This window comes from Rhizobium sp. O111 (assembly GCF_055616315.1).
Window position 1 is genome coordinate 160,067 of the sequence record NZ_JBSHXL010000003.1, and the last position, 15,635, is coordinate 175,701.

General features: G+C 59.3%; 10 protein-coding genes and 1 pseudogene. 8 read left to right on the forward strand and 3 right to left on the reverse strand.

Translation table 11 applies throughout. The features are described from left to right. The first annotated feature begins 1 nt into the window (after window position 1). Both treS and glgB read left to right on the forward strand, forming a co-directional pair. On the forward strand, window positions 2-3,298 hold the full coding sequence (gene treS / locus ACVTFQ_RS26530; RefSeq protein WP_470424237.1) for a maltose alpha-D-glucosyltransferase: 3,297 nt from the start codon (window positions 2-4) through the stop codon (window positions 3,296-3,298). Further along, complete coding sequence (gene glgB, locus ACVTFQ_RS26535) at window positions 3,295-5,502, forward strand: 1,4-alpha-glucan branching protein GlgB (RefSeq protein WP_313760644.1); 2,208 nt, start codon at window positions 3,295-3,297, stop codon at window positions 5,500-5,502. The genes treS and glgB overlap by 4 nt, the downstream gene beginning before the upstream one ends. 285 nt (window positions 5,503-5,787) lie before the next feature. Here the strand turns inward: glgB and ACVTFQ_RS26540 are convergent, their stop codons facing one another. Continuing rightward, window positions 5,788-6,039: a DUF4142 domain-containing protein gene (locus ACVTFQ_RS26540; RefSeq protein ID WP_313760645.1), complete on the reverse strand. Its 252-nt coding sequence runs from the start codon at window positions 6,037-6,039 to the stop codon at window positions 5,788-5,790. Window positions 6,040-6,136: 97 nt separating this feature from the next. Beyond that, a pseudogene (locus ACVTFQ_RS26545) lies at window positions 6,137-6,957 on the reverse strand (manganese catalase family protein). 161 nt (window positions 6,958-7,118) lie between these two features. Between ACVTFQ_RS26545 and ACVTFQ_RS26550 the strand changes: the two are divergent. From ACVTFQ_RS26550 to ACVTFQ_RS26570, 5 genes are all read left to right on the forward strand, one after another. Continuing rightward, window positions 7,119-7,379 (forward strand): DUF982 domain-containing protein, encoded by a 261-nt coding sequence (locus tag ACVTFQ_RS26550; RefSeq protein ID WP_470424238.1) that lies wholly within the window; start codon window positions 7,119-7,121, stop codon window positions 7,377-7,379. Between the two features lie 216 nt (window positions 7,380-7,595). After that, window positions 7,596-8,048: a hypothetical protein gene (locus ACVTFQ_RS26555; protein ID WP_470424239.1), complete on the forward strand. Its 453-nt coding sequence runs from the start codon at window positions 7,596-7,598 to the stop codon at window positions 8,046-8,048. Beyond that, window positions 8,048-9,826, forward strand: a complete 1,779-nt coding sequence (gene treZ, locus ACVTFQ_RS26560) for a malto-oligosyltrehalose trehalohydrolase (RefSeq protein WP_413394770.1) — start codon at window positions 8,048-8,050, stop codon at window positions 9,824-9,826. The genes ACVTFQ_RS26555 and treZ overlap by 1 nt, the downstream gene beginning before the upstream one ends. Window positions 9,827-9,857: 31 nt before the next feature. Then, window positions 9,858-11,711, forward strand: a complete 1,854-nt coding sequence (gene malQ / locus ACVTFQ_RS26565; protein WP_470424240.1) for a 4-alpha-glucanotransferase — start codon at window positions 9,858-9,860, stop codon at window positions 11,709-11,711. A 176-nt stretch (window positions 11,712-11,887) separates the two neighbouring features. Beyond that, entirely contained in the window at window positions 11,888-12,379 is a 492-nt protein-coding gene (locus tag ACVTFQ_RS26570) for a sigma-70 family RNA polymerase sigma factor (RefSeq protein ID WP_470424241.1), read from the forward strand. Window positions 12,380-12,385: 6 nt separating this feature from the next. Here the strand turns inward: ACVTFQ_RS26570 and ACVTFQ_RS26575 are convergent, their stop codons facing one another. Beyond that, on the reverse strand, window positions 12,386-12,730 hold the full coding sequence (locus ACVTFQ_RS26575; protein ID WP_283193703.1) for a response regulator: 345 nt from the start codon (window positions 12,728-12,730) through the stop codon (window positions 12,386-12,388). Window positions 12,731-13,048: 318 nt separating this feature from the next. Here ACVTFQ_RS26575 and ACVTFQ_RS26580 point away from each other — a divergent pair, with 318 nt between their 5' ends. Beyond that, complete coding sequence (locus ACVTFQ_RS26580; RefSeq protein WP_470424610.1) at window positions 13,049-15,448, forward strand: FdhF/YdeP family oxidoreductase; 2,400 nt, start codon at window positions 13,049-13,051, stop codon at window positions 15,446-15,448. The last annotated feature ends 187 nt before the right edge of the window (window positions 15,449-15,635 follow it).

Below are 15,635 nucleotides of genomic sequence, written 5' to 3' on the forward strand. Positions count from 1 at the left end.
TATGGACGACGTGTCAATAGGCGCAAGCGCCACGCAGACCGCGGACGTCACTTCGTGGTACAAGGACGCCATCATCTATCAACTGCATATAAAGTCCTTTTACGACGCCAACGGTGACGGAATAGGCGATTTCCAAGGCCTTTTCGAGAAGCTCGATCACATCGCGGCGTTGGGTGCGACCGCCATATGGCTCCTGCCGTTCTTTCCCTCACCCAGACGAGACGATGGTTACGACATCGCGGACTACGGCAGCGTCAGTTCCGATTACGGGACGATCGACGATTTCCGCAAATTCGTCTCAGCGGCCCATCAACGCAATATTCGAGTGATCATGGAGCTGGTCATCAACCACACCTCCGACCAACATCCATGGTTTCAAAGGGCGAGGCTAGCGCCTCCGGATAGTCCGGAGCGCGATTTCTATGTCTGGTCGGACAATGACCAAAAGTTTCCCGAGACCCGCATCATTTTCCTGGATACCGAAAAGTCCAACTGGACGTGGGATCAGACGGCCGGTGCGTACTATTGGCACCGCTTCTATTCGCACCAGCCCGACCTGAATTTCGACAATCCTCTCGTGATGGAGGAACTCTTGTCAGTGATGCGCTTTTGGCTTGAGACCGGCATAGACGGTTTTCGTTTGGATGCCATTCCCTACCTGGTCGAGCGCGAGGGGACCAACAACGAGAATCTACCTGAAACGCACGCGATCCTGAAGCGCATCCGAGCAGCTCTCGACGAGACCCATCCCGGCGTCATGTTACTCGCCGAGGCAAACCAGTGGCCCGAGGATACCCGCGAGTATTTCGGAGAGGGCGACGAGTGTCACATGGCGTTCCATTTCCCTCTGATGCCACGCATGTACATGGCCATCGCCAAGGAAGATCGTTTCCCGATCACGGACATCATGCGGCAAACGCCGGATATCCCCGACACCTGCCAGTGGGCGATCTTCCTCAGAAATCATGATGAATTGACGCTCGAAATGGTGACGGACGCGGAACGCGATTACCTTTGGGACACCTACGCGTCCGACAAGAGGGCACGCATAAATCTTGGAATCCGCCGCCGTCTGGCGCCGCTGATGGAGCGCGATCGCAGGCGGATCGAGCTGATGAACGCGCTTCTGCTGTCGATGCCCGGCACGCCCGTGCTTTACTACGGCGACGAGATCGGAATGGGTGACAACATCTATCTCGGCGATCGTGATGGCGTTCGCACACCGATGCAGTGGTCTCCCGATCGCAATGGCGGCTTTTCCAAGGCCAATCCGGCGCGCCTGGTCCTTCCGCCAGTATCGGATGCTCAATATGGCTATGAGGCCCTCAACGTCGAATCCCAGACCTCCGACGCGCATTCGTTGTTGAACTGGACCCGGCGCATGCTGGCGCTGCGCGGCCGACACCCCGCCTTCGGTAGGGGATCGCTCCGATTTCTGACGCCGGACAACAGGCGCATCCTTGCCTATCTTCGTGAATACGCGGGCGAGGTGATCCTGTGCGTCGCCAATCTGTCGAGAGTACCCCAAGCCGTCGAGCTCGACCTCTCGACCTTCGAGGGAAGAGTGCCCGTCGAAATGACGGGCATGTCGCCTTTCCCGCCGATTGGACAGCTCACCTATCTTCTGACGCTGCCGCCATATGGCTTTTTCTGGTTTCAACTCACCGATCAATCGGACGGTCCAGCGTGGCGCACCGCTCCGCCCGAGCAACTTCCAGATTTTCACACGGTCGTCATACGCCGAAGCCTCACGGAGCTCGTGGACGAACCCCGGCACGAACGGGTTTTGAGCGGCGACATCCTTCCAGCATATCTATCCAGACGGCGTTGGTTTGGCGCCAAGGACCAATCGCTTCAATCGGCAAGGCTGGTTTCAGCCACCCCGATCCCCTTCGCCGATGGCGTCGTGCTCGGCGAGCTGGAAGCCGTCCTACCTGATCACGTCGAGAGCTATCAACTTCCACTCGCCGTGGAATGGGACGACGCAACGACCAACATCCTTGGCCAGCAGCTTGCCTTGGCAAGGATTAGACAGGGGCGGCGTGTCGGATTTCTGACGGACGGCTTTACCGTGGAATCCATGGGGCGAGGGATAATCGAGGGCCTGAAAAACAGATCGATGATTACCGGTCGTTCCGGTACGATCGAATATATTGGCACCGAGCATCTTGACCGCCTCGAGATCACCGACGAAATGGAAATCAGGTGGCTTTCGGCCGAACAGTCCAATAGTTCGCTCATCATCGGCGACGTCGCGATGATCAAGCTCATCAGGCACGTGTTCGAGGGTATTCACCCCGAAGTCGAGATGACCCGCTTTCTTACAGAGCAAGGCTATGAACATACCGCGCCCCTTCTTGGCGAGGTCGCTCGCACCGATGGAGAAGGTCGACGGTCGACCCTCGTCGTGGTTCAAGGCGCGATCCGCAATCAAGGCGACGCGTGGAACTGGATGCTGGCCAATCTGAGGCGGATCGCGGACGAGGTGGCGACCACGGAAGCCGGCCTGGATCTTGCCGACGACCAGCTAGACCCGCTCCTCAATTTCGTTGCCATGATTGGCCAACGCCTTGGTGAGCTGCACGTGCTCCTGGCCAAACCGACCGATGACCAATCGTTCGCGCCACGACACGCCTCGTCGACTGACATCGATACCATCAAGACAGCGGTCACCGGTGAGATCGCGTACGCTTTCTCGAAATTGCGGGAACTGGGCGACACTGGCGATAACGCGGTCGACGAAGGCGTTCGCGACTTACTCTCTCGCAAGGAGCAGATTCTCGAGCTTGCCGCCCAGCGTTCGGAGAAATCCGCGGCAACGTTGTTGACACGCGCGCACGGCGATTTCCATCTCGGGCAGATCCTGGTGTCGGAGGGCGACGCTGTCATCATCGACTTCGAGGGCGAACCAGCGCGAAATCTCGCCGAACGTCGCGCCAAGACAAGCCCACTGCGGGACGCGGCGGGCCTGCTGCGTTCGCTCGACTACCTCGTGGCGACGGCGACCCTGGAGAACGACGCGGTGTCCGATCATCACGACGAGCGTCGGCGGCTAGTCATCAGTCGGTTCGGAGGCTCCGCCGAGAAAGCGTTCCTTGAAAACTATACCCGAGCCCTTTCGGCGTCACCGGAGCTGCCGAGCGATCCGAAAACAGTCGGCGAGCTTCTCGACATTTTCCTCCTGGAAAAGGCAGCCTATGAAATCGCCTACGAAGCGCGCAATCGACCAAAATGGCTGCCAATACCATTGTTTGGATTTTCGAAAATCGTTTCACCTTCGCGGGGAGATCGCGCATGATGGAGACCGAGGTGGTGATGACATCGGATCTAGATCCAGGCGAACTCGCCGCGATCGTCGAGGGCAGGCACGGCGACCCCTTCGCGGTTCTAGGACCTCACCCGGCGCTGGACGGCAAGGTAAAAATCCGTACCTTTGCTCCTGGAGCGCTAGGCGTCGAATTGCTTGATCGTGGCGACGGATCGGTCTTGGCGGTGTCGTTGCTGGTTGACGCCGGCGGATTGTTCGAGGCGGCCCTGGAGGGCGGAGCATCATACAGGCTGAGGATTATCTGGCCTCAAGGCTCACAAGAGACGGAGGATCCCTACAGCTTCGCACCGCTATTGGGTGATCTCGATCTGCATTTGATATCGCAGGGCACTCATTACCGCCTTTCGTCGGCGCTTGGCGCCAACCCGCTTGTCGTCGACGGCGTCGAGGGCGTCCGCTTCGCCGTTTGGGCGCCGAACGCGCGCAGGGTCTCCGTCGTGGGGGATTTCAACAGTTGGGACGGTCGCAGACATCCAATGAGACTAAGGCGTGAAGCAGGGGTTTGGGAACTCTTCATTCCTGGCTTGACCGTCGGCGAGCGCTACAAGTTCGAGATTGTCGACAGTCACGGCAACCTGCTATCCCAGAAAGCCGATCCAGTAGCACGCAGTGCCGAGGCCGCCCCTTCCACCGCTTCCGTGGTCGCATCGCCGGAACCTGTCAGGTGGCGCGACGCTTCATGGATGGAGAAACGCGCGACGACGGATGTCATGGATCGGCCGATCTCGATCTACGAGGTTCATCCAGGGTCTTGGCTGAGGGAGATGTCCGACGGCGGAAGGTCGCTCGACTGGTTCGAGCTTTCGCAACGACTGGTGCCGTATGTCAAGGAGATGGGGTTCACCCATATCGAGCTCATGCCGATCATGGAGTATCCGTTCGGCGGATCGTGGGGATATCAACCCTTGGGACTTTTCGCGCCCACGGGAAGATACGGCACGCCCGAGGACTTTGGATATTTCGTCAACCGATGCCATGAGAGCGACATTGGCGTTATCTTGGACTGGGTTCCGGCCCATTTCCCAAGCGACGTATGGGGACTGGCCCGCTTCGACGGTACCGCCCTGTACGAGCACGAGGACCCAAGGGAAGGGTATCACCGGGACTGGAACACACTGATATACAATCTTGGACGATCCGAGGTGAAAAACTTCCTGATCGCCAGCGCTCTCGAGTGGTTGGAACGGTATCATGTCGATGGTCTGCGCGTCGACGCGGTGGCCTCGATGCTTTATCGGGACTACAGCCGCCCTGAAGGGGAGTGGCTCCCCAACCGGTTTGGTGGTCGAGAGAACCTGGAAGCGATCGAGTTTTTCAAGCACCTCAACAGCGTCGTTCACGAACGCCATCCCAACGTGTTGATGATTGCCGAGGAATCCACCGCCTTTCCGAAAGTGACGGGATCGCCCGCCCACGGAGGCCTGGGTTTCGACATGAAATGGAACATGGGGTGGATGCATGACACTCTTCACTACATGTCGGATGATCCGGTCTATCGAAAATACCACCACGGTTCCATGACGTTCGGCATGATCTACGCATATGACGAGCGGTTCGTGTTGCCGTTTTCCCATGACGAGGTGGTGCACGGAAAAGGCTCGATGCTGGGAAAGATGCCGGGCGACGAATGGGGCAAACTCGCTAATCTAAGAGCGCTGTTCGCTTTCATGTGGGGCCATCCAGGCAAAAAGCTGCTGTTCATGGGTTGCGAGATTGGCCAGCGAAGTGAATGGAACCACGAGGGTTCGGTCGAATGGGATCTGCTCGACGATCCTCGTCATCGAGGGCTCCAGCGATTGGTAAGGGACCTGAATCGGGTATATTCGCATTTTCCGAGCCTTCAGCACGGCGATCTGAATTCGGATGGGTTCGAGTGGGCGGTCGCCGACGATTCCGAGCGATCCGTCCTGGCCATGGTCCGGTACGATAAGACGCGGAGCAGCGCTTGCCTCGTTGTATCGAACTTTACTCCCGTGCCTCGCCACGCCTACAGGATAGGCGTGCCCTTGGATGGCTTGTGGCGTAGGATACTGAGCACGGACGATGTGGTCTATGGTGGATCGGGAATGGACGCTCGCGATGCCACGGGCCAACCCGTACCCGCTCACGGTCGTTCATTCTCGATCGAAGCCGATTTGCCGCCGTTATCCACGCTCATGTTCATCAAGGAATAGGAGTTGACGAGCGCGGAAGCAAAAAAATCCCGTGGCAAGTCGCGCGACTATTACCTCATGACTAAATCCCAAAGGTGGCTCAAACAGCGCGAGCCGACACGTCGTGAGTATCTCTATGTGTTGGCTAATCCCTGGACACGAGCTAAATGCATGCGCGGGTCCGGCATCATCGCATGGCGAGTTCCTCAAGGAACCGTCTCCGGACCGTCCCTCTGATACGCCTCGAACATTTCGAATGTCTGCTGATGAGCGATCATTTGCGTCGAGAGACACGCCAGGTCCAGATTAGCGGCGTCGCTCGCTCGTAACGCGTCGAGTTTTTCCATGCTCCAAGTCGAGCGATCGCGCGACGGTCACAGCATCGCTCCTGGCGGCTTCCGAGAGCGGCGTCGCTGCTTGGCCGTGGTTCCGCGGCATATCCTGGGCGAACGTGGCATCGTTCGCTCGCCCCCTGGCGACTTCGACTTTCGCCGCATCCATCTCGAGCAGATTTGACGTGATGACCTTTCGCGCGAATTCCTGCTTCGCGCGCGTCATCGGAAGTCGCGGCGGGTAGCGCGGTCAGGCAGACAGAAAGGCTGAAAAATATCCTTCATCGCTCATCCGGCGGGGCGGGCCGAAGCCCGCCATTTTATCAAAGTTGCTCGGCTTGCGCGCCGCTGTTCGGCTTCGCGGATCCAAGATTGGGTGTCTCGCCCATCGGCGATAGAGATCGCATCGAGTACGTTCCCTTGCCATCGACCGATGGCCCTTCCGACCACCGACCCGTGGCCGGGGCGCTGCCGTCGGCTTGAAAGCCGAGATAGGTGTAGCTGAATTCCTGAAGTTCCTTTTCTTGGGGAAAGCTGTTGGGGATTGGAAAAACGCCGGTGGGACCACCAAGCTCCTCGAGCGCGGCCAACCACTGGTTCTGGTGCATCGTGTCGCGCGCGATGAGGTAGGAAAGCATTTCCTTCATGCCCGCGTCGTTTGTCAGATTGAAGAGACGCACCGCTAGTACCCGCCCAGTGGATTCCGCCGCGACGTTCGCGGTCATGTCGGCCGCGATGTTCCCGCTGGCGTAGATGTGCGACATATCGAACGGGACGCCGTCGGAATCGACGGGCATCGCGGAAAGCCCAGCCGACAGCAGGTTCTTCATGTTGAGGCCGCCGAGCACCGCGCTCGCCACCGGGTCCGCCGCGACCTCGTCCTTGACCGAGACCGGCGCCCCTTCCAAATTGAGCGCGACGGCGGTCGCCAGCATCTCTATATGTCCCAGCTCCTCCGCGGCCGTGTTCATCAAGAGGTCGCGGAACTTTGGATTGCCACGGGCTCCACAGGCCTGGAAAAAGTACTGCATGGCGACGCGAATTTCTCCCTCAACCCCGCCGATCGCCTGCTGCAAGGCTCGCGCGAATTGCGGGTCGGGCGTCTCAACGCGGGGAATTGCAGTTTCCCGTCAGTATAGAACATTTTCGATCTCCATGTGTTTTGGTTGCACCCACCCAACCCTGGCTTTCGCCACGGGTTCCCAACCGGATGGCTCGTGTCCGTTAGCGCACGAACCGACCGGTGGAGGAACTTGGCGGCCCGGGCGTGGTTTGTAGGCAAAGATGTCAAGAAAGGAGCCCCTCATGGAAAGGATTATTGACGTGGACTTCCACGTTACCTGGGAGACGCCCGTTTTCGTGAGGATAGGAACAGGGTTCCGCGAACGGATAGGCGGCCCCGACGCGGCACTCTCGGAGCTTCTTCGCCGCTGGCCATCCAATACTTACCCGGAATACGCGATCGCCAAGCGCCGTTGCGTGGACGCCATCGCCCGCCACGGCAGCCCGGAGCTCGCTCGACGGGCATTCGTGGAGGCCGCCGTGGTGGCCAAGGTACTTGCATGACAGCAACGCGGAGGATTCCAAGCGCTGACTTTCCAATCGCCGCTGGCCCGCGACTTGGAACCGGGCTTGCCCGTCCATTCAACGCAATCCTGCCGCGCCAACGGCTCCAGTCGCATCACGGATCAGGTCTTGTTCATCCAGCCAACGCCCCCGGCCGGGGAACCCGGATCAATGTCACGGGTTCCTGACGACCATCTACATTATTGGAGGCTAGAAATGACGCCACCAGCAGCGCTTGTCACCGGAGCCGGCCTGGCGATTGGGAGGGCCGCGGCGTTGGCACGTGCCGCTGAAGGGTTGGAGGTCGGAGCACTCGCGCGCGACCGGGATGTGTGCGCCAAGCCATCCAGCTTCATGCGGACATTTCGCAAGAGCACGCGATGGCGGAAGCGATCGGACAGCTCGTTGCGGGGTTTGGCGGAGTATGCAGCCAACGCTCGACGCCAACACGAGCACCGGAAAGCGAAGGAGCCGAGATACGCGTCGGTCGCCCGAAGGCCGGTCACCCGTCAAGAACCGGCGCCACGGCCGGGCAAGGACGGTGAGGACGTGATCGTCTTTTCGCGTCTCAAGGATCTCGGCACGTCCGGTCGCCCACCTTGGTCGAACGTCGGGCGGGAGTGCCGCGTCGGTTTCAACATGTATTTGGATAACGAGGTGATGTCGTGATGGATTATTCCTTTGGCCCTCGGTTTCTTGACGACGGCGTCGAGTTTCGGCTTTGGGCCCCCTTCATGGATAAGGTTCTCTTGAGCGTCGACGGCCGTGAGCCCTGGCGAATGGAGCGGGATGATGACGGTTGGCATCGATGCCGCGTCGCTGAAGTGGGACCCGGTGACCTCTACAGGTTCATTTTACCGGACGGAACGGCGGTCCCCGATCCCGCCTCGCGCCATCAGCCCCACGACGTTCACGGCCCAAGTGAACTCGTCGACCTGAAGGCCCACCGATGGAACACGAATTCATGGCCGGGCCGGCCTTGGGAGGAAGTCGTTCTGTACGAGGCCCATATCGGCTCGTTCACCGCGCAGGGGACGTTCCGAGCCGCGATCGAAAAGCTGGACCATCTGGCGAGCCTTGGTGTTACCGCCATTCAAATCATGCCTGTCAGTGACTTCCCTGGCCGCTGCAACTGGGGCTATGACGGCGTCCTCCCCTATGCCCCCGACGCCACCTATGGCCGCCCGGAGGATTTGATGGCGCTGGTGGATGCCGCTCACCAACGCGGCATTTGCATCTTCATGGATGTCGTCTACAACCACTTCGGGCCGGACGGAAACTATCTTCCCAATTACGCGCCGCTTTTCACCGAACATCACAAGACGCCCTGGGGTAACGGTCTTAATTATGACGGCGAGGCTTCGGCCGCCGTTCGGGAATTCATGATTCAGAACGCGATTTTTTGGATTACGGAATTTCGCCTTGACGGTTTGCGTCTTGACGCCGTGCACGCCATCAAGGACGACAGCGAGGAACATCTTTTGCACGAGCTTGCGCGCCGTGTTCGGTGGGCGGCCGACAAACGGCATGTTCACCTCGTCGTCGAGAACGAAGACAACGACAGCGATCTCCTAAAGCGCGACGAGACTGGACGCGCCACCTTATTCACCGCTCAGTGGAACGACGATATGCACCATGTGCTGCACATCGCGGCGACAGGCGAAACGTTCGGCTACTATCAGGATTATGCCGATGAGCCTGACAAGCTCGGGCGGGCGCTCGCGCAGGGTTTCGTGTTTCAAGGCGAACATATGCCATATCGTGGCGGAAATCGCGGCAAGCCGACACGCGACCTACCACCGACCGCCTTCGTTTCCTTCATTCAAAATCATGATCAGATTGGGAATCGGGCGCTCGGCGACCGCATGATCACATACCGGCCGCTCGACCGGCTCAAGGCCATCGCGACGCTCTATTTGTTGTCGCCACAGATCCCTATGCTGTTCATGGGCGAGGAATGGGGCGCGCGCGAGCCGTTTCCATATTTTTGTGATTTCAATGAAGAATTGAACGGAAAGGTGAGGGAGGGACGCCGAAAGGAGCTGTCTCGTCTTCCCGGCTTCGACACCGATGAGCTTCTCGATCCGACCGCGATGTCGACGTTCGAAATGGCCAGGCTCGACTGGTCCAGGCTCGCCGAACCACAAGCGCTGGAAATGCTCGCGCTTTATCGGTCACTTCTCACGCTGCGGCATCAACGGATTGTTCCCTTGCTCAAGGGGACCGGTGGCGGGGTGGGAAGGCACCACCGACATGGGAGCATGACCGTTGCCGAGTGGGTGCTGAACAATGGGTCAACGCTACGTCTGCTCGCGAACCTTTCGGATAAGACAGGAACACCGCCATCACCACCCTCTGGCGAAGTCATTTTCTCGCGTGGTGCGGCCACCGACGAGATTTTCGGGCCATGGGCCGTGACAGCCATCATTAGTCCGGCGGCCAATTGAGATGCGAGAGCGTATTCCAGAAAGAAAAATAATGGAACCGAATCTTGACCAGCTTGCGCGAGAACACGGGATCAGCCTCACAAGGCCGAGCCCGGAGAATGTGGAGGTGCCGATCACGGACGCCACCAAGCGAAAAATTCTGGCCGCGTTAGGGGTCGAGACCGACCCCGCCCGCCAAACCGCCCCCAAGCCCACACCAAGGCAAGTGGTGGAAAAGATCGTTCCCAAGTCGTTTCTGCCCGGCTTTCTCGAGGGAAAGCGGGTCTGGGGGATCAGCCTGCAGCTCTATGAGCTTCGCTCGGCGCGCAACTGGGGCATGGGCGACTTCGACGATCTTGTTCAAATGATCACGATCGCTGCTTCCCAGGGCGCTGACTTCGTCGGCCTTAATCCACTGCATGCGCCGTTCCTGGCCGACCCGGATCGATGCAGTCCCTATGAACCATCGAACCGGCAAATGCTCAATCCGTTGTACATAGCGGCCGACAAGATAACGGGTTTTGAAAGCAGCCCAGAACTGGACGCGAGGTTGGAGTCGCTAAGGCAAACCGACCTCGTGGACTATGTCGGCGTCGCCGAGACGAAGATCAAGGTGTTGCGTGATCTATGGAAAAAATTCCAGGCGGCGAGGGGCGAGTTGGCGGATGAATGGCGGGCCTTCGACGCTTTCGTCGAGGACGGAGGTGAAAGTCTTCGACGGCACGCCATGTTTGAAACCCTGTCGTCCCACATGGGCGGGCTCGGACGGGGTACGGGATGGAAATCATGGCCGGTCCATTACCAGCGCGCCACCAGCTCCGAGGCTGCCGTTTTCGCCAAGGAACACGCCGAAACAATCGACTTTCACATGTGGCTGCAATGGCATGCGCATCGGCAACTGATGACTGCCGCGCGGGCCGCGCGCCAAGAGGGTCTCCGGATTGGCCTCTATCTCGATCTGGCTGTCGGCGAGGCGATCGATGGGTCGGCAACCTGGGGTGAGCGCGACGCCTACATCTCCGACGCGACCATCGGAAGCCCCCCTGACCCGTTCGCGACGCAAGGACAGGATTGGCATCTGGCGGCCTTTCATCCCGCCGCCATGGCGTCAGGAGGCGAGGCGCCTTTTCGGCGCATGCTGTCCTCGGCGATGCGCTACGCGGGAGCCATCAGGATCGATCACGCCGCGGCGCTCCGACGTCTGTTTCTCGTGCCGATCGAATGCACGCCGGATCAGGGCGCTTACGTCGACTATCCGCGAGATGAACTGCTGCGAATTCTGGCCGAGACCTCCAAAAGGTTTCGGTGTATCGTCATCGGGGAAGATCTTGGGGTGCTCCCCGACGGCCTTCGGGAAGATCTGGCCGCGGCTGGAGTTTTATCCTACCGAATTTTGTCCTACGAGCGTGGAGAGCACGGCTTCAAGCCCGCCGACGCCTATCCTCGGCTGTCTATCGCGTGCATTTCGACCCATGATCATCAAACGTTGGCTGGCTGGTGGCGTGGCGCCGATATTCAAGCGCGACTGCGACATGGCATCGTCCCCCCGGATGTGACGAAAGCCCATGTCGAGGAGCGGCGTCACGAACGGGAGGATCTCAAGAACGCGCTGGACATTACCGGCACGCACCCGCCCGCTGATCCGCCAGCGGTGACCACCAACGACAAAAAGTTGGAGGAATTGGTCGTGAGCGCGCACGAATTCATCGCCAAGACCTCCTCGATGCTCGCCGCTGTTCGGTTGGCCGACATGACTGACGAAAAGCGCCCAACCAACATTCCCGGCACGAGCGACAGTTACCCGAACTGGAAGCCAAAGCTGTCTGTCGATTTGGATCAGCTATCCAAGCTCCCCCTGCTATTGAAAATCTGCGAGGCGATGCGCGAGGGGCGATCAAACCCCTGACTTGGCTGGAAGATCGTCGCCTCGCGAATAAGCCGTGGCGGTGTCTCCGGCAACCCCGCGATGACCGCTCGAAATCACCGACACAGCGCGCGCCTGTCCGTACGGTCGGAGACGAAACGCCGTGTCGATGGAACGACTGTCCGCAAGGGATGTTCACCCGACAAGGGAGAGCAACAATGTTGGATGATCGCGCGACTGGCTTCACTGAAGCCGAACTCATGGTAATTCTGCCCGCGTTACAGCAATTCGCTCGGCGATTTCATCGGGGGGCGAGCGAGGTCGACGATCTTGTTCAGGAAACCCTGGCGAAGGCAATCGGGAGTTCGCACCGGTTCCAGCGTGGTTCCAACCTTCGCTCCTGGCTTTTCACGATAATGCGCAACACCTTCTGCACGAGGTACAAGCTCTCAAGGAGGGAACAGGTCGGCGGCCTGGATGACTGCGCTGGCGAGGTTTGGTCACCACCGACCCAGGATTGGGAGCTGCGAGCCCATGAATTGGAGCGGGCCATTGACACGCTGCCGCGAGATTTTCGCTTGGTCGTGGATCTGGTGCTGATCCAGGGGATGAGCTACGAACTCGCCGCCGAGCGTTGCGACGTTCCTGTCGGCACCATCAAGAGCAGGGTGAGCCGCGCCCGCGCGCGCCTGGCCGGCATGCTCGGATAGACGGTGTCAGTGAAGGTCCACCGGACCATTGCCGAACAAAGCCTCGGCGATGGTGCCGAGTTCCGTTGGCTTCCCGCAAAGCGCGAAACCGGTAAACTTCAAGGGCAGGATCGAAGGGTCGTATCCCGTGGCGAATACAAAGGGAATTTCTCGTCGTTCAAGTTCCTCGGCGACCGGGAACACGAGTTCGTCGGCGAGATGGATATCCAGTATGGCGGCGTCGACCTGTTCCGTTTCGAGCAACTCCAAGGCGGCGCCGACAGTTCCCACCGGCCCCACGACGACCGCCCCATTGCTTTCCAGTTCTCGCCGGGTCTCATCGGCTAGGAAATACTCGTCTTCAACGATCAAGACACGTTTTTCGACAAACAGTCTCAGGGCGGGCCGTCGCACTAGGCTTCTCTCCAGTGGTTAAACAGTCAGCAGCCAGGAATATTTCGCTGGCGTGGCAAGTCCCAACACCATTCATGAAGGATAGTTCCACGGGACTGGTGTGGTTACGTTCCACGGCCCAACGTTAGTTTAGGCACGCTTCCCGCTCGTCTGTCGGCCAATCTTACCATCGAGCGAGGCTGCGTGGAGCCGCCCCGGCTTCGATACGCGGACCACCCCATGACCATCGGGAACAAACGGCACGTTTCGTGGTTTGCCGACAAAAGAGGGACCGCCATGTCTGCGAAACCAAGCCATCCACCCAAGATCAAGCGTTACGGAGGACCCGCCGGAGGCTGGGGATCGGCCAAATCCGTCGCCGAAATGTTGCTCCGGGAGCGCAAGGTTGCCTTAGGCGCTAGAAGGCTATCGGAGCAAAACAAGCCGCAAGGCTACATGTGCGTGAGCTGTGCATGGGCCAAGCCCGCGAAAACCCATCCTCTCGAGTTCTGCGAAAATGGAGCAAAGGCGACCGCATGGGAAATCACCGATCGCCGAGCTGACAGGGCATTCTTCGCATCCCACACATTGAGCGAGCTTGAGCGATGGCGCGATCACGATCTCGAGGAGCAGGGTCGCTTGACCCATCCGATGCGCTGGGATCCTTCGACGGACAAGTATGTCCCGGTTTCATGGAAGGAAGCATTCGAGGAAATAGGCAAGGAGCTCCGGGGCTTCGAGCCAAGGCAAGTCGACTTCTACACCTCGGGCCGCGCCTCCCTCGAGGCGAGCTACATGTATCAGTTGTTCGCGCGCATCTATGGCAGCAACAATCTGCCCGACAGCTCCAACATGTGCCACGAGAGTTCGTCGGTAGCGCTGCCGGAAAGTATCGGCGCCTCCGTCGGGACAGCGATCCTGTCGGACTTTGAAAACACCGATTGCATATTTTACATCGGCCAGAATGTTGGGACATCGTCGCCGAGGCTCCTTCATGACCTGCAGGACGCGGTCGATCGAGGCGTCTCGATCGTGACCTTCAACATGCTTCGAGAAAGGGGGCTTGAGCGCTTCGTGAACCCGCAATCGCCGACGCAAATGCTAGGCGGCCCTGAAACCAAGATCTCGTCGAACTACCATCAGGTGCGCAACGGAGGAGATATCGCGGCGCTGTTTGGCATATGCAAGGCCTTGATCGAGGCGGACGATGCCCTTCGCGCCGAAACCAGGACAAAAGTGGCGGGAAATGACGGTCAACCCGCCGATCCCTCGAACGCCGCGATGGTAGCGTTCGCGGCTTCGATGGCGGCCGTGGATAAAAAACATGTGCTGGATCACGACTTCATAGCGGAGCATACGGCGGGCTTCGAGGAATTCTCCGCCGCGGCTCGCGGCCATGACTGGAGCGAACTGGAAAAAATCTCAGGTCTCTCACGTCAAGAGATGGAGCAGGCCGCGACCATATACGCTAACGCCAAGGCGGTTCTACTCGTCTACGGGATGGGTCTCACTCAACATCTCATGGGCGTTCAGACGGTCCACATGGTTGCCAATCTAGCCTTGCTTCGTGGCAACATCGGAAAGCCCGGCGCGAACATATGCGCGGTGAGGGGACACTCCAATGTGCAGGGGCAACGAACCGTGGGCATAACCGAGAAGCCAGGTCTGGTACCCTTGGACAAGCTCTCCGAGCTCTACCACTTCGAACCGCCTCGATGGACTGGCCGCACGACAGTGGAGACCTGTCAGGCGATCCTGGGAGGGGAGGCGCGCGCCTTCCTCGGTCTCGGAGGCAATTTCCTGAGGGCGGCGCCGGAAACCGACGCAATGGAACGAGCCTGGCGAAAAATGCGACTGACCGTGCAGATCGCGACGAAACTCAATCGAAGCCACGTCATCCACGGAGAGATCGCGTACCTCTTGCCCTGCCTGGGCAGGATCGAGATCGATCAACAGGCCACGGGTCCCCAGGCCGTGTCGATCGAAAGTTCGATCGCTCACTTCCACGGCTCCGTTGGCAAAATGAAACCGGCGAGCGGGGAGCTGCTCTCGGAACCCGCGATCATCGCGGGGCTGGCCAAGGCCACGTTGCGATCAGATAGCGTTCCTTGGGACGAGTGGACAAACGACTACGCCAAGATCAGGGATGCGATCGAGGAGACATATCCCGAAACCTTCAGGGACTTCAACAAGCGGCTTTTCAAGCCGGGAGGATTTCCTCGACCCGTTCCGGCGCGCGAACGAAAGTGGGTCACCGCGAACGGCAAGGCGAATTTCTTGACGCCGCGGAGGCTTTTCCCGGACCTGTCAACGCAGGGACGGACCGACGTTCTTCACCTGGCCACTCTTCGGTCCAATGATCAATTCAATACGACCGTGTATGGCTACAGCGATCGCTTTCGGGGCGTGGATGGGACAAGGCGAGTTGTATTCATGAATGCCGCCGACATCGCGGCCCTTGGTCTTGAGAACGGGATGTCGGTCGATCTTGTCACCGCGATCGACCTATCAAGCAAACGCATGATCCACGGGCTTCGAATTGTCGAGTACGACATCCCGAAAGGCTCTTGCGCCGCCTATTTTCCGGAGGCCAACCCGCTATTTCCCTTGGACCACCATGACCCAAAGTCCAAAACCCCGTCCTACAAGCTGCTTCCTGTCACGGTCACCCGATCCTCGGAGAAACCTCGCGACTAACGTGAAGATTAAGAAGGATGATCATAACATCTTCCAGGCTTATAAACGGGCTTACGATGCTGCTGGGTGGCCTTGTTCGTGACGTGGCGCCCAGCCCGCCGAGGATTTTCGGGCGTGGCGCGCGCTCCACGCGGCGATCGCGATCAACCCGTGGACTGTCGTGATCAAGGTTCGCCGATCCGGCATG